Genomic DNA, 21,023 nt, shown 5'->3' on the forward strand with positions numbered 1-21,023 from the left:
CTCATACCCCCACTTGATTCATCAGTAATGATAGATTGATATGGTCTTTTACCATATGTAGAACCGTTTCTTTCGTAACGTTGGCAAGCTTAGGCGTAACCCCTAAAATCGGCACACCGCATAAGCGCTCAATCATTTCAGGATTGGTTTTTTCATCATCATCAGGAGAATCACTGATCCCATTGATGACAATTCCGGCGATTGGAAGACTCATACTTTTCGCATATTGGACAGTTAAAAAGGTATGATTAATTGTTCCGAGATGAGGACGTGCCACAATGATCATGGGAAGCTGCAACGCTTTTATGACATGACTGACTAAAAAATCCTCTCCCAACGGCACAGATATACCGCCCGCACCTTCTACGATGAAGCATTCATGTTTTTCTCTTATCCGCTCCCAATGGCTCAAGACCTCTTCCATGGTGACAGCCTTTCCCTCCAGCTTTCCTGCAACGTATGGCGCAAGCGGTGCTTTGAAGGCAAAAGGCGTAATGTCTTCATGAGAAAGACTCGTCTGCGACGTCTCTTTCAGCAGACTAGTGTCGCTCTCCGGATGATGACGAGAAATACCGCTTAAAAAAGGTTTAAACACCCCGACATCTCTGTTATGTTCTCGCAATAAAGCGGCAAGACCGCTGGATATAACCGTTTTCCCCACTTCTGTATCTGTTCCTGTCACAAAAAAACCCCTCAAATGATATGCAGCTCCTTTCCAATTGAATGAAATGATGTCAGCAAATGATCAATATCACTTGTCTTGTGGTCAGCAGTGATTGTTAATCGGATCCGGCTTTCACCTAACGCAACAGTCGGCGGCCGAATGGCAGGGGCATAAATCCCTTTGTCCTGCAGCTTTTCAGCAAATGTGACCGTTTTACGGGCATCGCCGATGACCACAGGAATAATCGGCGTGTGATCCCCCTTTACCAAATAACCCATGTTCTTCAGACTGGTTCTGATCATGTTGATATAAGAAATTAAAAGCTGACGTTTTTCCCCGCTGGTTTCAATGATGTTGAAAGCCTCGTGAGCCGCTGCACAGCTGGCTGGCGGAATAGCGGTTTGAAAGATAAATGTTCTTGCATGGTTCAGCAAAAAGTCGATGAAGACCGCTGAACCTGCCGCAAAGCCGCCTTCCGTGCCGACAGCTTTGCTTAAGGTGCCAATCACAATGTCAGGACAAACGCCAAAGTATTCACTCGTTCCTCCTCCTGATTCACCTAAAACACCTGTGGCGTGGGCATCATCAACGATTACGAAAGCATGATAGCGTTTGGCAAGTGAGATGATCTGATCAAGAGGGGCTATCGTGCCATCCATGCTGAATATTCCGTCTGTAACGATAAAACGACGCTGATAACGCTGTGTTTCATTCAGCTTGTTTTCAAGATCATCCATATCAATATGCTGATAAACAACTGTATCAGCCATAGACAGACGGCAGCCGTCAATCATACTTGCATGATTCAATTGATCACTTAAAATGACATCTTCTTTTTCTGGTAATGATGAAAGGACACCGACATTGGCCAAATAACCGCTCGAAAACAGTAAAGCCGCTTCTGTCCGTTTAAAGCCGGCAATCTTTTTTTCAAGCTTTTCATGCCAGACCGAATTGCCTGTCGTTAAACGTGAGCCGCTGCTTCCCGCCCCAAATTGCTGCAGTGCCTCTTGGGCTGCAGAGATCAAGCGGCTGTGGCTAGCGAGTCCTAAATAATTGTTTGAGGACCAGACCGTTTGATTCTTGCCATCAATTTTCCTCTCTGGAATCGGAGCCCCATTCATTGTCCGCAGGTTGCGGTAAACGCCGGCTTCCTTTATCCTGTCTAATCGCTCGTTTAACCAGGCGTCAATCTTCAAGACTGGTAACCTCTTGGATCGCTTGTTTCATAATGGCAACCATTTCCGCGAGCTCTTCAGCTGTGCTGGCGAGAGGAGGCAGAAATGCAATCACGTCCCCAAGCGGCCTTGTCAGCATGCCAAGTTCTCGCATCTTTAAGGAAACTTTGTATCCAACCCGCCGATCAGCAGGGTAAGCCTTTTTGGTTTCCTTTGACTGAACGAGCTCCGCGCCGCACATAAAACCAAGCTGCCGAATATCCCCAACATGAGGAAGCATGTGCAGGTCTTGAAGAAGGCAATGGAGTTTTGCACTTTTTTGTGCTACTTGTTCCACAATGTTTTCAGATTCAAATAATGCCAGATTTTCAAGCGCAACCGCACAGCCAAGCTGATTTCCTGTATAGGAATGGCCATGGAAAAAGGTTTTTAGGTTTTCATAATCATCATAGAATGCCTTATAGATGTCTTCAGTGGCAAACGTAACGGCAATTGGCAAATAGCCTCCCGTAATGCCTTTACCGGCAGCCATCAGATCAGGCTGGACATTCTCGTGCTCACACGCAAACATTTTTCCGGTACGGCCAAAGCCTGTGGCGACTTCATCAACAATCATTAAGACATCGTATGTTGTACAAAGCTCGCGCACGCCTGCCAAATATCCTTCCGGCATCACGATCATACCGGACGCTCCTTGAACCATTGATTCAATGGAAAGCGCGGCAATTTCCTCATGATGTTCCTCGAGCAGCTGTTCAAGCTCTCGCAGGCACTCATCACGGCACTCATCAGGATCGCCGCTTTCAGAGCGATACACATAAGGAATCGGAGCTTTGTAACTATCAAACATTAACGGCCCGTATACGTAGTGGAACAGTTCAATTGAACCGACACTGACGGCGCCAATCGTATCACCGTGATACCCATTTTTCATTGCGATAAATTTTTGTTTCTCAGGTCTTCCGATGTTCTTCCAATATTGAAACGCCATTTTCAAGGCTATTTCCATCGCCTCTGCGCCGCTGTCTGAATAAAAGACTCGCGTGAGCTTTGTTGGACTGATGTCGATTAAAGTTTCGGCAAGCTGAGTTGCAGGAACGTTGGTCATGCCCAATAACGTGGAGTGCGCAATTTTTCCTAGCTGCTTTTTTATCGCGTCATCTAATTCCTTTTTGCGATGCCCGTGGACATTAAGCCAAACAGAAGAAAAACCGTCATAGTATTCCTTGCCGTTTATGTCTTTGACTTTGATTCCAGTGCCGCTTTCGATGATTAAGGGGTTTTCATCATAATCTTTCATTTGGGTAAACGGCAGCCAGAGGTGCTTTTTGCTTTTTTCTATCAAATCATAAGTCATGCTCTTCCTCCCACTCTATCAAAATAGGCTGCTTCTCCAGATCATGTATGTACGTGTTTACATCTTTGGAGCCATCAATAAAAAAGATTCGGCAGCCCTCTTCTGTCCCGTATTCTTTCATTGCTGTAATACGCTGATAGCCCATTTTCTTACCCGCAACGTAGCCTGTTATGTAATCAGGGTCATCTGACCAGCATAATTCTGCAACGGCTGCCGGGTGCTGACTGACCTTTGAAGCGAGTGCAAGGGCCTCTTTTATTCTTGAATGTGCCGGCACGTGACAGTGAAGCGCCCATTTTTCAAAATTGGCGTCCGGCCAATCCATTCTGGAGGCACGCACCCCTTTTTCTTTAGTTTGATCGAACCGCTTGCCGGTGTGAATATCAAACACCACAGCTCCCCTGACACCCGACCATTCAGGGATTTGTTCATATGCTTTTTCAATCACTTTTCGCGGAACGCCTTCTCTTCCCAATAACAATCGAGCAAGCTTTTGTCCCTCTTCCGGGCAGCTCACTTCATTCGTATGCACAGGCAATGGCTGAATGGTTTTTAACGGTTCATGTACCTCTTCAAATTGAATTTGCATAAAATCAGGTTTTCCTCTTGAATGGGATAACCCTTTTTCTAATAAGGCATTGATTGTACGTTTCATCTCATGGAAAGGAATAAGCCGTTCACCGCCGGATATATGCTTTCCGCCGTCTTCATGAGATCCATTCATAGAAGCCCTCATTCTGACACTATAAAATGTTTCTTCTTGCATCGTTTCTCGCCCTTTCACTGATAACTGAAGAACGTGTACTACATCCTATTCTAATTGTTAACTAATTATAAATAGAGGTTAACAATTAGAATATTATTATTCACATATGATTCTGTCAATATAAGAAATCTCCATTTTGTTTTTGGGCTGCTTCCTGAAACGAGCAAAAAGACCGCTTTACAGTAAAACGGTCCTGGCCCTTAGATGTCTATTCCTCTGCGTTTTTTTCGATTTCGATACTTGATGAACAAGCCGATCCCATTTACCATCATCAGCCCAAAAATTGTATTGCCTAACGGTGCCCAGCCACTCTCACCTGTGAAAAGTAAAGACAGGGCCACCTTCCCAGCAAGTGTCACATTCAATAGGATTACACCTAATACAAGTGAGCGCTTCCAAAAAGCAGCCAAAATAAAACCGATCAAAACCATCATGAAAACAATAGTTAAAACAGCCGAGACCGGACTGCTTAAAAGCATTTGCTCAAATTCCAGCACTTTTTGCATTTGCAGATAAATCCTCTTAGGTTCCGGAAACCAGACCATACTGCTCATCATCAATACAAAAGTAATGATGAGCCCATTCCAGCTGCGCTTATACGCAGCATAAACCAATACTAGTAAAAAGAGAGGGCGAATATACCAGCTTAATGGATTGAGATGCCGCCGGAAAGCCCAATCCAATATGTCTTGTACTTCCATTGGTTCCACTTCCCTCGCTCAAATCTGCGCCTTTCTGCCAATTTTCCCGTGGCAGTCACAGCCACTTTTGCAAAAACCGGACAGCTTCATGCCTCATGACTGCTGTTTCGAAATGCCCCGAAGCGGAACGGACCACCCGATAGCACTCAGAAGCTCCCTGTCCAGCATACACAGCTGTCAATTCTTTTTCGATTTTGTTCACACCCTCAGCCGGCGTTAACTGGTCGTGTTCACCAACAAGGCTAAGATGCGGGCGCGGCGCGATCATGCTTTGGATCTCCGATGCGGAAAAATGCTTTGCAAGCGACGGGACGTAATAATAAAAGCCATGCCGATCAAGATTCTGTGTTTTCATCAGCACGTGATGATCTACCTGGCTGCACAAATCCACGCACACCTTAATCCGGTCATCGAGCGCCGCTGTCCACCACGCCATCAACCCTCCCATAGACATGCCGATGGTTCCGATTCTGTCAGGCTGGACATCAGGCCGAGACTGCATATAATCTAACGCTCTTACACTGTCATAAATCATCATGCCCCACATCACTCTTCCGGTAAGAAGCATTTCTTTAAAAATCTCGCTTTCCGCTTTTCCCCGCCGATCTCCAAATCCCCAATGATCTATCGCAAGTACGCTGTACCCGAGAGACGTCAGCTCACAGGAAAAAGAAGGCGTTTTCAAATAATCCGCTCCTTCAATCAGTTCACTTTTCCCCCTATCATACTGGCCGCCATGCGAATGCTGAAACAATACGGCTGGACACGGTCCTTCTGCGGACTTCGGTTTCACAAAATAAGCAGGCACCTTTTCATGTCCGTTTAGATCGAGCAGGAGCGTTTCAATGATGTTTCCTTCTCTTTCTTCAATACGCAATATCTCCGTACTGATTTCCCTCCGTTCAGGCAAATCTCCAAGCAATTGAAACAGCTGCTTTCTTCTTTCCGCTCTCATTCCATCACCCTTCCTTATTCGCTTACTTCACATTTACGAGATGGATCTGGTTTCCCCTTTATTTTTCCAATGCAAATCGCATCATTTACTAAATATTTAGTAAATATAACGAAATATTCTGAAAGTAATTATTGTAACCGCTTACTTTCATATGATAGTATCAATTTATCAAAAACAGATGAGTTAATATTTTACTAAATAGATGAGAGGGATACCTATGGTTAGGATTAAAGATATCGCCTTGAAAGCTAATGTTTCAAGTGCGACTGTGTCCAGAATTTTAAATGAAGATGAGTCGCTTTCTGTTGCAGGCGAAACGAGACAAAGAGTCATCAACATCGCTGAAGAGCTTGGCTATCAAACGGTTACCAAACGCCGGAAAGCCCGCGGGCAAAAACAGCGGGCCCAGCCGCTGATCGGGGTGCTGAGCTGCCTGTCTCCCGATCAGGAACGGCAGGACCCTTATTTTTCTTCGATTCGCAAAGGCATTGAAAAAGAATGCTTTGAACAAGAAATTTTCATTACGAATTCGATTCATCTCGGTTCCTTTCAAGAGCATATTTTTCGGGAACTGGATGGTGTTATTGTCATCGGCCGTGTTCATGATGAAGCGGTTAAGCATATTAGCGGAAGGCTGGAGCATGCAGTATTTATCAATCATTCTCCCGATCCTCAAGCATACGATTCGATTGGCATCGATTTTGAATCCGCTTCACGCCAGGCGATTGATCACCTTTTCGATCTAGGCTACAAACGGTTAGGCTACATTGGCGGGCAGGAAAAAGAGCATACGCTGAAGGACGGCCAAAGCATTCGCAGAACCATTGAAGACAAACGGCTGACCGCCTTTTTGGAGTCCGCCGCCCCCCAGCCTGAGCATGTGCTGGTCGGTGAATACAGCATGCGTGAGGGCTATCGCCTGATGAAGAAAGCAATTGATCAAGGCAATCTGCCGGAAGCATTCTTTATCGCCAGCGATTCCATGGCGATCGGCGCATTAAAAGCGCTCCAGGAAGCCGGACTCCAAGTGCCGCAGGATACGGCGATCGTCAGCTTTAACGGCATCGAAGAAGCTGAATTTGCCAGCACGCCATTAACGACGGTGAAGGTGTACACAGAGGAGATGGGCCGTACAGGCGTAAAACTGCTGCTTGACCGCCTCAATGGCCGAACGCTTCCCCACCGCGTCACCCTGCCCACAACATTAATCGTGAGACAAAGCTGTGGATATACAGCTAAGGAGGTGACATAAGAAAAGATTCATCACGATGATAAGGAGGAAAAGATGAAACACACTTTTGTTTTATTTCTCTCTCTTATTCTGCTTATTCTGCCCGGCTGCTCAGCAGAAAAAAGCTCAGCAGATACCGCAAAAAAGACGTTAACCATTTATTCTACAATGTCAACGGACAGTGAAAGAGCTACGTTCAGAAAACTGGCGGCAGCGTTTGAAAAGGAACACAGTGACATTCGTGTCAGCCTTCATTTCCCAGGCAATGACTATGAAAATATGATGCGTGTCAGAATGGCAGCCAAAGATTTGCCTGATCTTTTCGATACACATGGCTGGGGGAAAATCAGATACGGAGAATATACAGCAGATCTCCGGGATATGGAATGGACTCAAGATCTCGATCCTAATTTAAACAGCATCCTCAAAAATAAAAGCGGAAAGGTGTATGCCTATCCGATCAATCAGGCAAAAGACGGTTTGGCGTATAACCGTAATATTTTAGACCGTTACGGCATTGATCCGCCGGAAACGATGGATGACTTTATGAAAGCACTGAGAACGATTAAAGAAAAGAGCAAGGGAAAGATTGTTCCCTTCTGGTTTGCCGGATATGACAAAAGCTCATTCGCCCAATATTACGACCAATTCGCTACACCTCTTCTCATCACAGATCCTGCCCATAATGAAAAAAAACAGCTCATCAACGGTACCTTTCATTGGAGCAATTTCACTTATTTATCAGACATCCTTAAACAAATGCAGAAAGAAAAACTGATCAATATTGACGCCGTAACCGCAAAAAAATCACAGCTGATTGAATTAATGGCCCAAAACAAAATCGCCTTTACAATGCAAGGCGGCACACTCGGCCAGGACGTTGCTCAGATCAACACGAACGTCAAGGTCGGCATTATCCCGACACCTGCCATACATGACGGAGATGACCCAATATGGATCGGCGGCGAACGCTACACACTTGCGGCATGGAAAGACTCGCCCCACTTAAAAGAAGCAAAAGAATTTATCGCATTTATGGCCCGTTCCGCCAATGCTAAACAAATGGCTGAAGCCACATCACTTCCTTCAGGGCTGACCAATGTGAAAGCTGATATTTTCTACGCAAATGACTATGAGTATTATCAAGATGTCAAAGTCGAACCTTACTTCGACCGTTTATACCTGCCAAACGGAATGTGGGACGTCCTGGGCACGGTCGGGCAGGAGCTTGCGGCTGACATTTTGACGCCTCAAGAGATTTCGAAGAAGCTGGAAAGAGAATATAAACGACTCCGGGAGCAATCGGAAACACAGGGAGCTGAAAACAATGAGTGAGATCGCAAGGGATGTCCATGTGGAACAGGTTAAGCCGAAAAAGCAGTCCTCACTTTGGTGGATGTATATTCCTGCCTTGCTCTCCGTTCTGGTCTTTATGATTTATCCGTTTGTGAAAGGTGCATTGATCACCTTTACAAACTGGAACGGCTTTTCACAAGTCTACCAATGGGTTGGGTTCGCGCAATATGAAAGGCTGTTTTCTGATCCTGATACCTGGCACATCTTAAAAAACACGCTGCTTTACGGGCTCGGCAGCACCTTTTTTCAAAACGTGGTCGGACTCTTGTACGCCCTGCTCTTAAATCAAAGCATCAAAATGAAAGCGATAACAAGAACAATTGTGTATTTGCCGGTGATGATCAGCCCGCTCATTATGGGTTACATTTGGTACTTTTTCTTCTCCTATGACGGAGGCGCGCTCAACGATTTGCTCGGTGTATTCGGCATCAGCCCGATCAATGCGCTAGCCAGTCCATCGCTCAATCCGTGGATCATTGTCATGATTAACACCTATCAATATGTCGGGATTGCGATGGTAGTCTACTTAGCAGGCCTGCAAAGCATTCCGAAAGACTACTACGAAGCGGCGCAAATGGATGGCGCGAAACAAGGCCAGCAGTTTTTCACGATCACGCTGCCGCTGCTAATGCCCTCGATCACGATTAATATGGTTATCAATATTATCGGAGGCTTAAAGCTGTTTGACGTCATTATCGCGCTCACCGCAGGCGGCCCCGGAAATGCGTCGCAATCCATGTCCACGTTTATGTATGATTTGTACTTCAAACGGCAGGATGCCGGCTATGCCGCAACGCAAGGCATATTTATGGCATTTGTCATTTTGATCATCAGCTTTTGCGCGCTTGCGTACTTTAAAAGAAAGGAGACGGAAATGTCATGAAAGCCGCCCGTTCAAAAAAACTGCGGATCATTACGATTCTTGCCGCCATTGTGGCCTTTGCGCATTTTATTCCTTTTTACATCCTGTTGACCACTTCAATAAAAGCAAAAGGAGACTACAGTTCAAAATGGCTGTTTCCAGCTGACATCTCCTTTCACAATTTTTCAGAGGCATGGGAGCGCGCTTCGCTTGGAAACTCTTTTATGAACACCATTATCATCACAGGTTTTTCTGCCTTGTTATTGATCGTATTCGGCTCACTTGCCGCCTATCCTCTTGCCCGGCGGGAAACGAAGCTGAATAAAGCCGTTTTTGCCTTGCTGATTTCCATTATGATCATCCCTCCGTTAACGTCCATGGTGCCTTTGTACAGAATGGTCGTGGACGCCGGAATGGTCAATACACACGCCATCGCCATTTTGATCAATACAGCGGCTTATATGCCGTTAACCGTATTCTTGTATTCAGGCTTTATCCGTTCGACCATTCCAAAAGAGCTTGAAGAAGCCGCAAGAATTGACGGCGCAGGCATGCTGAAAATCTTTTTTACGATCGTGTTTCCTCTGCTGAAGCCGATCACTGCGACCATCTGTATTATTTCCTGTGTCTTCATATGGAACGACTATCAATTTGCGATTTTCTTTTTACAAGATCAAAAGGTTCAAACATTAACAGTGGCCATGGCAGGTTTTTTCGGAGAAAACGCCAACAATCTGCATTTAGTTGCCGCAGCCGCGCTCATGGCGATGCTGCCGATGGTTATTCTGTTTTTGGCGCTGCAAAAATACTTTATTGCCGGCCTGTCATCCGGAGCGGTAAAGGGATAACATTAAAGGAGGAAGCCATATGAAAAAGATTACATTTATCGGTGCAGGGAGCACCATTTTCGCCAAAAATGTTTTGGGAGACTGCTTGTTAACAGAAGCGCTGAATGGCTTTGAATTCGCACTTTTTGACATTGATCCAAAACGCTTGCAGGAATCCCAGCTCATGCTCGAAAATCTGAGAGACCGCTATAACCCGAGCGTGGCCATCAACAGCTACGATGACAGAAAACTCGCCTTGCAGAACGCAAGCTATGTCATCAATGCGATCCAGGTTGGAGGATATAAACCGAGCACAGTCATAGATTTCGAGATTCCTAAACGGTACGGGCTGCGTCAGACGATTGCCGACACAGTCGGCATCGGCGGGATCTTCAGGTCACTCAGAACCATCCCGGTCTTATTTGATATCGCAAAAGATATGGAAGACATGTGCCCGGATGCGTGGTTTTTAAACTATACAAATCCAATGGCCTCCCTTACAGGCGCCATGCTTCGCTATACGAATATTAAAACAATCGGGCTCTGCCACAGTGTTCAAGTGTGCACGAAGGATTTATTCAAATCTCTCGGAATGGAGCATGACGGAATCGAGGAACGCATCGCGGGCATCAATCATATGGCTTGGCTTTTGGAAGTCAAAAAAGACGGCGCTGATCTCTATCCGGAAATCAAAAGGAGAGCGAAAGAAAAACAAAAAACAAAGCATCATGATATGGTGCGGTTTGAATTGATGGATAAGTTCGGCTATTATGTTACCGAATCGTCCGAACACAACGCAGAATACCATCCATACTTTATTAAACGGAACTATCCCGAGCTGATCAGCGAGCTGCAAATCCCGCTCGACGAATATCCGAGAAGATGCGTCAAACAGATTCAAGATTGGGAGAAAATGCGGGATGATATCGTCAACAATAAAAACCTTACGCACAAGCGCTCAAAGGAATATGGTTCAAGAATTATAGAAGCAATGGAAACGAACGAGCCGTTCACCTTCGGAGGAAATGTCTTGAATACAGGATTGATCACCAATCTGCCTTCAAAAGCGGTTGTGGAAGTGACATGCGTCGCCGACAGAAAAAAAATTACGCCGTGCTTCGCCGGAGAACTGCCTGAGCAGCTTGCAGCCTTAAACCGGACGAATATTAATACACAGCTGATGACAATTGAAGCCGCTGTCACACGGAAAAAAGAAGCGGTTTACCAAGCGGCAATGCTTGATCCGCATACAAGCGCGGAGCTTTCCATGACTGACATCATTTCCATGTGTGACGATTTATTTGCAGCACACGGCGATTGGCTTCCGGAATACAAATAAAAAACTAGGGGACCGCTCTCCCCTAGTTTTTTGGTTTTGTTTCGCCTTCCCAGGCCATCATGCCGCCTTCAACATTGACTGTTTTAAAGCCTTGCTCATCCAAGTACCTGCAGACATTCATGCTGCGCATTCCTGAGCGGCAGATAAATACGTACTCTTTGTCTTTATCAAGGGTGTCCATTTTTTCAGGAATATCCCCCATCCGAATATGAACGGCTTGCGGGATCATGCCTTCCGCCACTTCTTCATCTTCTCTTACATCAATTAAATATAGTTCTTCGTCCGCCTCAATTTTTTCTTTCAAAGCGGCTGTGCTGATTTCTTTTATCTCCAAAGAAAACACTCCTATTCACAATGATCATGTTCAGTATATCAAAGTCAGCTGGGCGATTGCTATTTAGAGACTGATGAAAAAAAATCCCCTTTGACAAAGGGGATTTTTTCTAGGCTTAGTTTGCTACAATATTGACAAGCTTGCCAGGCACCGCGATGATTTTTCGAATCGTTTTGCCTTCAAGCTGCTCTTTGATCTTTTCATCTGCTTGAGCAAGCTGTTCCAGCTGTTCTTTCGTCGCATCAGCAGGAACCTGTAATTTCGCTTTTACTTTTCCGTTCAGCTGAACAACGATTTCAACTTCATCATCCACAAGTTTCGTTTCATCATATACAGGCCAAGCTTCGTATGCAATCGTGCCGGAATGGCCAAGCTTCTCCCAAAGTTCTTCCGCTAAATGAGGCGCGACAGGAGAAAGAAGCTTCACGAAGCCTTCCATATATTCTTTCGGCAGCTCTGTTGCTTTATAAGCTTCATTAATAAAGACCATCAGCTGGGAAATACCCGTGTTGAAACGAAGGCCTTCGTAATGGTCTGTGACTTTCATGACCGTTTCATGATACACGCGCTCCAATGTTTCACCAGCGCCTTCAACGATTTTGCCATTAAGCTCACCGCTGTCTTCAACAAACAGGCGCCATACGCGATCAAGGAAGCGGCGCGCGCCGTCTAATCCTGATTCAGACCAGGCGATTGAAGCATCAAGCGGCCCCATGAACATTTCGTATAATCTCAGCGTATCAGCGCCGTGAGAGGCAACGATTTCGTCAGGGTTAACGACGTTCCCTTTAGATTTACTCATTTTTTCGTTGTTTTCGCCGAGAATCATTCCTTGATTGTACAGCTTTTGGAACGGTTCTTTCGTCGGCACTACGCCGATATCATAAAGGAACTTATGCCAGAAGCGGGCATACAGAAGGTGAAGCACGGCATGTTCTGCGCCGCCGATATACATATCAACAGGAAGCCATTTTTCCAATTTCTCTGGTGATGCCAGCTGATCCGGATTCCGCGGATCAATATAGCGCAAGAAATACCAGCAGCTTCCCGCCCATTGCGGCATTGTATTCGTTTCTCTTCTTCCTTTCTTCCCTGTCTCAGGGTCTGTGACTTCCACCCAATCTTTAATGTTCGCAAGCGGTGATTCACCTGTTCCGCTCGGTTTGATTTCATCCGTTTTCGGCAAAATCAGCGGCAGCTCCTCTTCCGGTACAGCTGTAGATGTTCCGTCTTCCCAATGAATAACCGGAATCGGCTCGCCCCAATAACGCTGGCGGCTGAAGAGCCAGTCGCGCAGACGGTACGTCACTTTCTTCTCACCATTTTTCGTTTCTTCCAGCCAAGCAATCACTTTCTCAATCGCTTCCTGCTTGTTAAGGCCGTTCAGAAAATCAGAGTTCACGTGTTCGCCGTCGCCAGTGTACACTGCTTCCTCAACGTTTCCGCCTTTCACAACTTCCTTCACCGGAAGGCCGAATGTTTTGGCGAATTCAAAATCACGCTCATCGTGGCCAGGAACAGCCATGACAGCACCTGTTCCGTATGATGCAAGAACGTAATCCGCAATCCAGATCGGCAATTTTTCTCCGTTTACAGGATTGATCGCATAAGCTCCTGTGAAAACGCCTGTCTTTGTTTTCGCAAGATCTGTACGCTCAAGGTCACTCTTTGATTGAATTTCTTTGATATATGCTTCAACAGCTTCTTTTTGCTCTGCCGTTGTGATGTTTTCCACCAATGCGTGTTCCGGAGCAAGCACAGTGTATGTAGCGCCAAACAGCGTATCTGGTCTTGTCGTAAACACCGTAAAGGATTCATCATGTCCATCTATAGCAAAATGAACGTGCGCGCCTTCAGAGCGGCCGATCCAGTTGCGCTGCATATCTTTAATGCTTTCCGGCCAGTCAAGCTCTTCCAAGTCTTCAAGAAGCCTGTCCGCATATGCTGTAATTTTCAGCATCCACTGCTTCATCGGGCGTCTCTCGACCGGATGGCCGCCGCGTTCGCTCTTGCCGTCAATAACTTCTTCGTTGGCAAGAACCGTTCCAAGCGCAGGGCACCAGTTTACAGGCACTTCGTCAACGTAAGCAAGGCCTTTTTCGTAAAGCTTTAAGAAAATCCATTGCGTCCATTTATAGTATTCAGGGTCAGTCGTATTGATTTCACGATCCCAGTCATACGAGAAGCCAAGCGACTGAATTTGGCGGCGGAAATTATCGATATTCTGCTTCGTAAACACAGCGGGATCGTTCCCTGTGTCCAGCGCGTATTGTTCAGCCGGCAGGCCGAATGCGTCCCAGCCCATTGGATGAAGGACATCATAGCCCTGCATGCGCTTCATGCGGGACAGAATATCCGTAGCTGTATATCCTTCAGGATGACCGACGTGCAATCCCGCTCCTGACGGATAAGGGAACATGTCGAGCGCGTAAAATTTTTGTTTTTCATTATTATCAAGAGTGGCAAATGTTTTGTTTTCAAGCCAATATGTTTGCCATTTCTTTTCTATCTCTTTGTGCTGAAAACTCAAAGTAAAAACCTCCTTCTGATTGAATACGGCGTTTATGGTTCAAGTATTGACGGGAAGGAGAGGATTATATTCAGAATATTCCCAAACTAAAAAAAACTCCCTCATCCCTAAAAGGGACGAGAGACTTTCGTTTTCCCGCGGTACCACCCTCGTTAGCGCGGCATTCGCCGCACTCACTTGATACTTTTAACGCAGTTATGCGTCAGCGGCTTTTCACCGCTGCAACTCTGAGGTGAGTTCGGAAACAAACTTGATTGACTTTCACCAGCCGTCAACTCTCTGTTACAATATCTGCTTCTTACTGCTCCTCTTCATTGTTCTTATCGCAACCGTAATCTTAACTGTATTTTATAGAATTCTGTTCATAAGTGCAAGCAGGTTTGTATACAATGGGAATGTACCCTGAACGGGCGAGGATTGAGGACAATTATTCGGGTGGAGTTTTGGTTTGACGTTTGGACTCGGCCGGTTCGCCGCCGCTGTTCAGTTCTCTAACAAAGTCAAAACTTCTGAGAACAGCTTCACCGCCGTAGCCTGAGATAATGGATAAGATGACAAGTTGAATTCCTGAATCGGGGTCAGCGGATAATACAAGTAAAATGGAAGCCGTCATTCCGATAAACCAATCTTCCAAAAATCCAAGGTAGATAAACCGCTTCGTCATTCTGGGCTTCTCCAGCCTGCCTCTCTTTTTCACATGACCGAGAATCCCCATGATACCTCCAATTACACAAGCAATGAGTACCTGATGCAGCATCTTCATCATCACCTTCCTAAAGCCCTTATTTCGTAAAGCGACTTCAGGCCATCCAGCCCCCTTAAACGATTCCGATGATTTTCGATATCTACATACTGGCAAATCTGAAAAAGCTTGTTTCTTCCATTATATGTGAACACATGATCGGTAAGCTTGATGCATTGGATTCATTTTTCACCCAGTGACATTGACCTAGTCACTTATTAAGCTTATACAATATTCTTCCGTTCATATGTTCAATCTCTGTTCTTATTTTTAGTGTATACGAGGACAAGCCCTAATGACAAACAACAAACTGCGCTTGCTTGAATCAGAACATGTGTTGTGCTACGGTTACTGTAGAATTCATTACAAAAAGGGGAGTACCAGGCTTTCGCACAGTTAGCTGACAGCCTAAGGGGGATTTATATGGCTAGTTTTCAATCATTTGGAGTACAAGGACAGCTGGAAGTCATCAAAAAAGCGCTTGATCACGCGCGAGTCGGTGTGGTAATTACAGATCCCGCACTTGAAGACAATCCTATTGTCTACGTCAACCAAGGCTTTGTTCAAATGACCGGCTATGAAGCTGAGGAGATTTTAGGAAAGAACTGCCGCTTCTTACAGGGAAAACACACAGATCCCGCTGAAGTAGACAACATCAGAACCGCGCTACAAAATAAAGAGCCGGTTACCGTTCAGATCCAAAACTACAAAAAAGACGGAACAATGTTCTGGAATGAATTAAATATTGATCCACTGGAGATTGAAGGCAAGACCTATTTTGTCGGTATTCAAAAAGACATCACCAAGCAAAAAGAGTATGAAAAGCTTCTCGAGGATTCCCTCACAGAAATTACTGCACTTTCAACGCCTATTGTCCCGATTCGCAACGGCATTTCGGCTCTTCCGCTGATCGGCAGCCTAACAGAGGAACGATTTAATTCCATCGTCTGCACATTGACGAATATCTTATCAACATCCAAGGATGATTATCTGATCATTGATTTATCAGGATTGGCACAAGTGAATGAACAAACTGCAGACCAGATTTTCAAGCTGAGCCATTTGCTGAAATTGACAGGAACCGAATTAATTATTACCGGCATTAAGCCCGAATTGGCTATGAAAATGAATAAACTCGATGCCAATTTTTCATCGCTAAAAACATATTCAAATGTAAAGGATGCCGTTAACGTGCTTCCGATCATGTAAAAAGATCCCGCTCATCCGGCGGGATCTTTTATTATGAAGAGATTGATGCTTGCCTATTTGTTTCTTTTGCCGGTTTTATCCGTTTGTCATATAAAAGCGTTGTGGCAATACTGATCAACAGCAAAACCAAAAGAGATAAAACAAGAGCCTGAATGCCGAAGTGATCGACAAGCAAACCGCCGAACAACGGACCAATCATTCTCCCGCCTGTCGCCGCGCTGTTGACAAAGCCTTGATAAAATCCTTCTTTCCCTTTAGGGGCAAGCTGGTTGGCAATCGTTGGCACCGCAGGCCAGACAAGCATTTCCCCGATAGTCAGGATCACCATTGCAGCCAAAAACATCGGGAAGTGCTTTGCCGTCAGCAGCATGCTGAAGGATACAATAAAAATGATAAATCCGATGACCATTTGCGCTTTCAGCGACTCCGCCCATTTTTTCACCACAAAACTGACAAGCGGCTGGCCAAGCACAATTAAAATTCCGTTAACCGTCCACAGCACGCTGTATAAGGAAAGAGATATTCCAATGCTTTGTGTGTACGAAGCAATCGTGGTAGACCACTGAGAATAAGCGAGCCATCCAAGTACATAGCCACTGCATAATATGATGAGCGCGGCAAATTTTGCTTTGCTGTTTACAGCATCATAATCAAGCACAGACGTTTGAGACGCATCCTTCGTCTGAATATTTCGAAACCCGAAATATACGATAAAGAAAAAGATCAGATACAATACAGCATTCGCCAAAAATACATATGAAAACGAGAAAGACGCCACGACACCGCCAAGCGCTGATCCGACAGCCACACCAGCGTTTTGCGCGACATAAATCGCATTAAATGCCTTCCTTCCCCCTTCAGGCCACACTGATCCTGCCATTGCGTAGCTGGCCGGAAAAACAACACCGGAACCAAAGCCCACAATCGTCAGCAGCACAATATAGGCCGGCCAATCATGAAAAAAGACAAGACCCATCAGGCTTGCTAACGTAATCGCAATCCCAAGCATAATCGATTTAAAGCCGCCGATTTTATCAAACAAAACACCGCCGCATAAATTTCCAGCCACACTGGCGCCTGAATTCAGCATGAGGACAAGCCCCGCTACTGTTAATGACTTTCCTAAATGATTATGGATATAAATCGTATTCAGCGGCCATAAAAAAGAAGCACCCGTCACATTAATAAACATTCCAATAATTAAAATTTTAAGAGCACGCGGCATACTCATCCCCCTTTCTTACCTAAAAAAGCTCATGAAAAAAACGAAACCTAAAACGGCTCCGTACGAATCCAGTTATCATAGCACATTCATTCTATCTGTCTATCTCAAATTTTTCAACTGATGAGCGTGAAAAAATCTAACAAATATTGTTCATAAAATGTAAAATAAATAGAAAAAGGGGTAATTTTATGGAAATGGTATTAGCATTCTTAGGTTTTCTTGCATGTCTCATTTCGCTTGGCTATGGATTGTATCACCTCGTCAGATATGTGCTGAAAAAGGAAAAACGTTTCTCTAAGAGACTCTTTTGGCCGCTTTTCATAGGAGGTCTCGTGCTGCTCTTCACCGGAGCAGGATTGTCAGAACCTGATGCTGCTGCAGCAAATGCTGAGAAAAAATATTCAGCGCTAAATGCCGAATACAAAAGTCTCACAAAAGAGCATGAAGAACTTGAGAAAGAATATAAATCTGTCAGCTCTGAAGCAAAGAAATTGAAAGACAACACAGAAGATCAAGGCAAGCTTGAACAGCTAAAAAAAGAAAATAGCGAACTCAAAAAGACTGAGAAATCATTAAAAGCAGAGATTAAAGAGCTGCAAGAAAATCAAAAACAGCTCAAAGAAGATACAAAAACGGTAAAGGCTGAAAATGAAACACTCCAACAAGATAAAACAAAGCTTGAAAAGCAATTAAAAGAGGCAAAAAGCCAAACTGCCAGTTCTCATGAAAACACAGGAAATTCTTCAAGCAATACGAATAAAAGTGATGAAGCCAAAACAGCTGGCACAGCAGAAGGCTGTAATATCAAAGGAAGCAAAAACGGCATCTACCACACGCCGGGCAGTACATACTATGACCGGACAACCGACCCGGCTGAAATGTTTTGCTCAGTTGAAGAAGCTGAAGCCGCCGGTTATCGGGCGCCAAAACGATAAACAAAAAGCTCCAGAATCTCTGGAGCTTTTGCTGTTTTACAACGACGATTTAATAACCTTCTTATAATAAAGAACTGACAGAAAACCAAAAATGGAGTAGAGCGCAGTATATAACACCATCACCACTATCATCGGCGTCCACACCTCAGATCCGAATAAGAACCAGCCGGATTGGACGGCAAAGTAGCTGTGGAAGAGGCCGACAACCAGCGGAATGCCGAAGTTGTACATTTGTTTGATGCGTATCCCCTTTATCAGGTCGCTCTGCGTAAAACCGAGTTTTCTCAAAATCGTATAATTCGGTTTTTCATCTTCACTTTCACCCATTTGTTTAAAATAAAGGATACATCCTGATGTAATCAGGAACGTTAATCCTAAGAAGCCGACGATGAACATAACGAGACCAAACAGTGATTTTTGCACAATGCTTGTATCCAGTCTTGATAAATGCTGATCTTTCTTGTTCACCTTTTGAAAAAGCTCATTTGCTTTTTCCAGCTGGTCTTCTTGTTTTACATTGATGCCGATAAATTCAGATTGCGCGAGCTGAATGCGGGGGTCTTTATCTTTGTTCAGCCGCTTATACAGGCTGTCATTCACTATAACTGTGGGCATTCCCCCGCTTGTGAACGTGTAGGATACAAGAAACTCATCTCTTAATCCTTTATAGTTTAATGGTTGCGTTTCATGCTTGCTGTTTACTTTAATGCTGCCGGAGTCTTTTAAAATCATTATTTTTTGCAGCAAGTCGGTATACCCTGAGAAAACCGCCTCTCCAGCCGCCACATCGACTCCTTTTACATTCTTGTCGCTGACAACGGCAAGCTGTAATTTGCTAGGATCGCCCTGCATTTCTTTCGGGTTTCCATCCATGATATGTGTGACATCAAAAGTTGCTTGCAGAACGGGAGTTTCTTTTTTTACATACGAAATGTTGCTTTCACTCAAACTGTTTTCAAATTGTTTGGCATCTTTCTCATTCATGAATGAAAAATCAGCCGCTACATTTTGTTCAGCAGTCTTTTCTGCAGAGTAATACGAAATATAAGCGAGCGATAATAGCCCGATGGCGAGTGCTGAAACGGTTGTAATAATCGTCAGCAGCAATGCGTTTGATTTCATTCTGAACATGATCGATGACAGTGACAGGACCTCGGAAATATTTAAGTATCCGCCCTTGCTTTTTCGGATGATGTTCGAGATAAACGTAACCGATCCTTTATAGAAGAGAAACGTCCCGATAATGACGGTCCCCAGGATAAAACTCATCGCAGCAAACAGTTCATTAATGGTCTTAAATTTTCCGCCGAACAGCTCAGAGGACACATAGTATCCTGTCAAAATCAGCATGATGCCTAAAGCGCCGATCAGCATCTGGAAAAATGATATTCTCTTCACTTTATCTTCAGTGGAGGACGTCACTTTAAACAAAGATAAGATACTCTGGTTTTTGATAAACGTATAATTCATGATCATAATCAAAAGGTAAATGCCGCAGAACACAATGATCGTTTGGATCAAGGCTTGCCCGGAAAAATGCAGTTTCGCATCAGCTTCGACATCGACAATTTTGAACAAGATCATGAGCACAAGCTTTGATATTGAAAACCCGGCAAATACCCCGATGGCTAAAGAGCCGAAATACAGCATGATATTTTCTGCACTTAAGATGCGAAAGATTTTATGCTTCGTCATTCCGATTAATTGAAACAGCCCGATTTCTTTACTCCGTCTCTTAATAAAAATCGTATTGGCATATAAAATGAAGATCGCCACTACAGCCACAAGCAAAATCGAAGCGGTTTTAATAGCCGCGGCTCCCTTGATTGAAGCCTTCACTTCGTTAATCGCAGGGTCATATTGCAGTGTGACAAAGGCAAAATAAAGCGCCACGCTAAAGATTAGCGCAAACACATACAGATAGTAATTCCGAAGATTTTTTTTCAGATTTCGCAGGATGAGCTGATTAATGTTCATGCTGCACCCCGCCTAACACGCCTTGCGTTTTCATGATATCCTGGAAAAACGTCTGCCTGTCTTGGCCCCCTTTATTCAGCTGCGTATACATTAGCCCATCCTTAATAAAAATGACTCTGCCGCAGTAGCTGGCCGCGACAGGATCATGGGTGACCATAATAATCGTGGCGTTGCGTTTTTGATTGAGCTGGCTCAGCTTGTTTAATAGATCGGAGGCTGATTTCGAATCCAGCGCGCCGGTCGGTTCATCAGCGAAAATAATGCTCGGGTCATGAATAAACGCTCTCCCGGCCGATGTTCTCTGCTTCTGGCCGCCGGAAATTTCATTCGGGTACTTATCCCGTAATTCATAAATTCCCAGTTCCTTTGCAACTTCCTCAAACTTGCGATTGGCTTCCTTTTTTGATATTTTCGTGATCGATAATGGCAGAAGAATATTCTCTTTCACTGTCAGTGTGTCTAACAAATTGTAATCTTGAAAGATAAAGCCTAAATGCTGTTTTCTAAATTCAGCCAGCTGCTTTTCCTTCATAGTAGTCATTTCGTTTCCGTTAATGTTGATCGTACCGTGACTGACCTGATCAATTGAAGACAGTACGTTGAGCAAAGTGGTTTTGCCCGATCCGGAAGCACCCATAATACTGACGAATTCGCCCTTTTCAATGTGAATATCGATGCCCTTCAGCACTTCCTGTTTATTCAGCTTGTTACCGTAGCTTTTTCGAATTTTATTCGCTTCTAAAATCATCATTTCCGTAGTCTCCTTTATATTGGATAATGTTATTATAAAAAGGATTGCCGGGCTTTTCCTTCGATTAGGCGAACAAAAAAGAAA

Annotated in this window: 19 protein-coding genes and 1 other annotated feature; of the genes, 7 read left to right on the forward strand and 12 right to left on the reverse strand. The window is 44.6% G+C overall.

Annotation, left to right across the window (positions count from 1 at the left end; translation table 11 throughout):
- Position 1 precedes the first annotated feature (1 nt).
- The 6 genes from bioD to BSI_RS13170 all read right to left on the reverse strand — a co-directional run bounded on the left by bioD (position 2) and on the right by BSI_RS13170 (position 5,621).
- Positions 2-697 (reverse strand): dethiobiotin synthase, encoded by a 696-nt coding sequence (gene bioD, locus BSI_RS13190; RefSeq protein ID WP_003237977.1) that lies wholly within the window; start codon positions 695-697, stop codon positions 2-4.
- Positions 694-1,863, reverse strand: a complete 1,170-nt coding sequence (gene bioF / locus BSI_RS13185; protein ID WP_003237979.1) for an 8-amino-7-oxononanoate synthase — start codon at positions 1,861-1,863, stop codon at positions 694-696. Before bioF ends, bioD begins: the two co-directional genes overlap by 4 nt.
- Positions 1,853-3,199 carry an adenosylmethionine--8-amino-7-oxononanoate transaminase gene (gene bioA, locus BSI_RS13180; protein ID WP_003237981.1) on the reverse strand — a complete coding sequence of 449 codons (1,347 nt, stop codon included), beginning with the start codon at positions 3,197-3,199 and terminating at the stop codon, positions 1,853-1,855. Before bioA ends, bioF begins: the two co-directional genes overlap by 11 nt.
- The gene (bioW, locus tag BSI_RS13175) at positions 3,189-3,965 is read right to left on the reverse strand and encodes a 6-carboxyhexanoate--CoA ligase (protein WP_032731935.1); all 777 of its coding nucleotides are present in this window, start codon (positions 3,963-3,965) and stop codon (positions 3,189-3,191) included. Before bioW ends, bioA begins: the two co-directional genes overlap by 11 nt.
- A 200-nt stretch (positions 3,966-4,165) precedes the next feature.
- Positions 4,166-4,666 (reverse strand): hypothetical protein, encoded by a 501-nt coding sequence (locus BSI_RS0120975; RefSeq protein ID WP_032731937.1) that lies wholly within the window; start codon positions 4,664-4,666, stop codon positions 4,166-4,168.
- A 55-nt stretch (positions 4,667-4,721) separates the two neighbouring features.
- Entirely contained in the window at positions 4,722-5,621 is a 900-nt protein-coding gene (locus BSI_RS13170; protein WP_003237986.1) for a dienelactone hydrolase family protein, read from the reverse strand.
- A 217-nt stretch (positions 5,622-5,838) separates the two neighbouring features.
- Between BSI_RS13170 and BSI_RS13165 the strand changes: the two genes are divergently transcribed.
- From BSI_RS13165 to melA, 5 genes are read left to right on the forward strand one after another with little or no spacing between them, the layout of a single operon-like run.
- Positions 5,839-6,873 carry a LacI family DNA-binding transcriptional regulator gene (locus BSI_RS13165; RefSeq protein ID WP_003237987.1) on the forward strand — a complete coding sequence of 345 codons (1,035 nt, stop codon included), beginning with the start codon at positions 5,839-5,841 and terminating at the stop codon, positions 6,871-6,873.
- Positions 6,874-6,906: 33 nt separating this feature from the next.
- On the forward strand, positions 6,907-8,187 hold the full coding sequence (locus BSI_RS13160; protein ID WP_003237989.1) for an ABC transporter substrate-binding protein: 1,281 nt from the start codon (positions 6,907-6,909) through the stop codon (positions 8,185-8,187).
- Positions 8,180-9,091 carry a carbohydrate ABC transporter permease gene (locus tag BSI_RS13155; protein WP_003237991.1) on the forward strand — a complete coding sequence of 304 codons (912 nt, stop codon included), beginning with the start codon at positions 8,180-8,182 and terminating at the stop codon, positions 9,089-9,091. The genes BSI_RS13160 and BSI_RS13155 overlap by 8 nt, the downstream gene beginning before the upstream one ends.
- Positions 9,088-9,918: a carbohydrate ABC transporter permease gene (locus tag BSI_RS13150; RefSeq protein ID WP_003237993.1), complete on the forward strand. Its 831-nt coding sequence runs from the start codon at positions 9,088-9,090 to the stop codon at positions 9,916-9,918. The genes BSI_RS13155 and BSI_RS13150 overlap by 4 nt, the downstream gene beginning before the upstream one ends.
- A 19-nt stretch (positions 9,919-9,937) precedes the next feature.
- Positions 9,938-11,236: an alpha-galactosidase MelA gene (gene melA / locus BSI_RS13145; RefSeq protein WP_003237996.1), complete on the forward strand. Its 1,299-nt coding sequence runs from the start codon at positions 9,938-9,940 to the stop codon at positions 11,234-11,236.
- A 22-nt stretch (positions 11,237-11,258) separates the two neighbouring features.
- On the opposite strand, the gene BSI_RS13140 is transcribed toward melA, so the two are convergent.
- The 3 genes from BSI_RS13140 to BSI_RS13130 all read right to left on the reverse strand — a co-directional run bounded on the left by BSI_RS13140 (position 11,259) and on the right by BSI_RS13130 (position 14,863).
- Entirely contained in the window at positions 11,259-11,570 is a 312-nt protein-coding gene (locus tag BSI_RS13140) for a rhodanese-like domain-containing protein (RefSeq protein WP_003237998.1), read from the reverse strand.
- Between the two features lie 115 nt (positions 11,571-11,685).
- Positions 11,686-14,100: a leucine--tRNA ligase gene (leuS, locus tag BSI_RS13135; protein ID WP_003237999.1), complete on the reverse strand. Its 2,415-nt coding sequence runs from the start codon at positions 14,098-14,100 to the stop codon at positions 11,686-11,688.
- 109 nt (positions 14,101-14,209) lie between these two features.
- Positions 14,210-14,424 (reverse strand) — a binding site (T-box leader).
- 103 nt (positions 14,425-14,527) lie between these two features.
- Positions 14,528-14,863, reverse strand: a complete 336-nt coding sequence (locus BSI_RS13130) for a DUF4257 domain-containing protein (protein ID WP_003246114.1) — start codon at positions 14,861-14,863, stop codon at positions 14,528-14,530.
- 402 nt (positions 14,864-15,265) lie between these two features.
- On the opposite strand from BSI_RS13130, the gene ytvA reads away from it, so the two are divergent.
- Positions 15,266-16,051 carry a YtvA family blue-light photoreceptor gene (gene ytvA, locus BSI_RS13125; RefSeq protein ID WP_003238003.1) on the forward strand — a complete coding sequence of 262 codons (786 nt, stop codon included), beginning with the start codon at positions 15,266-15,268 and terminating at the stop codon, positions 16,049-16,051.
- 31 nt (positions 16,052-16,082) lie between these two features.
- Here the strand turns inward: ytvA and BSI_RS13120 are convergent, their stop codons facing one another.
- Entirely contained in the window at positions 16,083-17,276 is a 1,194-nt protein-coding gene (locus tag BSI_RS13120; RefSeq protein WP_003238004.1) for an MDR family MFS transporter, read from the reverse strand.
- Positions 17,277-17,464: 188 nt separating this feature from the next.
- On the opposite strand from BSI_RS13120, the gene BSI_RS13115 reads away from it, so the two are divergent.
- The gene (locus tag BSI_RS13115) at positions 17,465-18,211 is read left to right on the forward strand and encodes an LMBR1 domain-containing protein (protein WP_003238005.1); all 747 of its coding nucleotides are present in this window, start codon (positions 17,465-17,467) and stop codon (positions 18,209-18,211) included.
- A 36-nt stretch (positions 18,212-18,247) separates the two neighbouring features.
- Here BSI_RS13115 and bceB read toward each other — a convergent pair whose 3' ends face one another.
- Positions 18,248-20,188, reverse strand: a complete 1,941-nt coding sequence (gene bceB / locus BSI_RS13110) for a bacitracin ABC transporter permease BceB (RefSeq protein WP_003238006.1) — start codon at positions 20,186-20,188, stop codon at positions 18,248-18,250.
- The gene (bceA, locus tag BSI_RS13105) at positions 20,178-20,939 is read right to left on the reverse strand and encodes a bacitracin ABC transporter ATP-binding protein BceA (protein WP_003238007.1); all 762 of its coding nucleotides are present in this window, start codon (positions 20,937-20,939) and stop codon (positions 20,178-20,180) included. The genes bceB and bceA overlap by 11 nt, the downstream gene beginning before the upstream one ends.
- Between the last annotated feature and the right edge of the window lie 84 nt (positions 20,940-21,023).

Origin of the sequence: Bacillus inaquosorum KCTC 13429, from assembly GCF_000332645.1 — a bacterium.
GTDB lineage: Bacteria > Bacillota > Bacilli > Bacillales > Bacillaceae > Bacillus > Bacillus inaquosorum.

Coding starts and splice junctions, on each gene's coding strand:
- BSI_RS13120 (WP_003238004.1), bottom strand. CDS start 17,276: ATGCCGCGTGCTCTTAAAATTTTAATTATTGGAATGTTTATTAATGTG.
- BSI_RS13170 (WP_003237986.1), bottom strand. CDS start 5,621: ATGAGAGCGGAAAGAAGAAAGCAGCTGTTTCAATTGCTTGGAGATTTG.
- BSI_RS13155 (WP_003237991.1), top strand. CDS start 8,180: ATGAGTGAGATCGCAAGGGATGTCCATGTGGAACAGGTTAAGCCGAAA.
- BSI_RS13115 (WP_003238005.1), top strand. CDS start 17,465: ATGGAAATGGTATTAGCATTCTTAGGTTTTCTTGCATGTCTCATTTCG.
- ytvA (WP_003238003.1), top strand. CDS start 15,266: ATGGCTAGTTTTCAATCATTTGGAGTACAAGGACAGCTGGAAGTCATC.
- BSI_RS13150 (WP_003237993.1), top strand. CDS start 9,088: ATGAAAGCCGCCCGTTCAAAAAAACTGCGGATCATTACGATTCTTGCC.
- BSI_RS13130 (WP_003246114.1), bottom strand. CDS start 14,863: ATGAAGATGCTGCATCAGGTACTCATTGCTTGTGTAATTGGAGGTATC.
- bceB (WP_003238006.1), bottom strand. CDS start 20,188: ATGAACATTAATCAGCTCATCCTGCGAAATCTGAAAAAAAATCTTCGG.
- bioW (WP_032731935.1), bottom strand. CDS start 3,965: ATGCAAGAAGAAACATTTTATAGTGTCAGAATGAGGGCTTCTATGAAT.
- melA (WP_003237996.1), top strand. CDS start 9,938: ATGAAAAAGATTACATTTATCGGTGCAGGGAGCACCATTTTCGCCAAA.
- bioA (WP_003237981.1), bottom strand. CDS start 3,199: ATGACTTATGATTTGATAGAAAAAAGCAAAAAGCACCTCTGGCTGCCG.
- bceA (WP_003238007.1), bottom strand. CDS start 20,939: ATGATGATTTTAGAAGCGAATAAAATTCGAAAAAGCTACGGTAACAAG.
- BSI_RS0120975 (WP_032731937.1), bottom strand. CDS start 4,666: ATGGAAGTACAAGACATATTGGATTGGGCTTTCCGGCGGCATCTCAAT.
- BSI_RS13160 (WP_003237989.1), top strand. CDS start 6,907: ATGAAACACACTTTTGTTTTATTTCTCTCTCTTATTCTGCTTATTCTG.
- BSI_RS13165 (WP_003237987.1), top strand. CDS start 5,839: ATGGTTAGGATTAAAGATATCGCCTTGAAAGCTAATGTTTCAAGTGCG.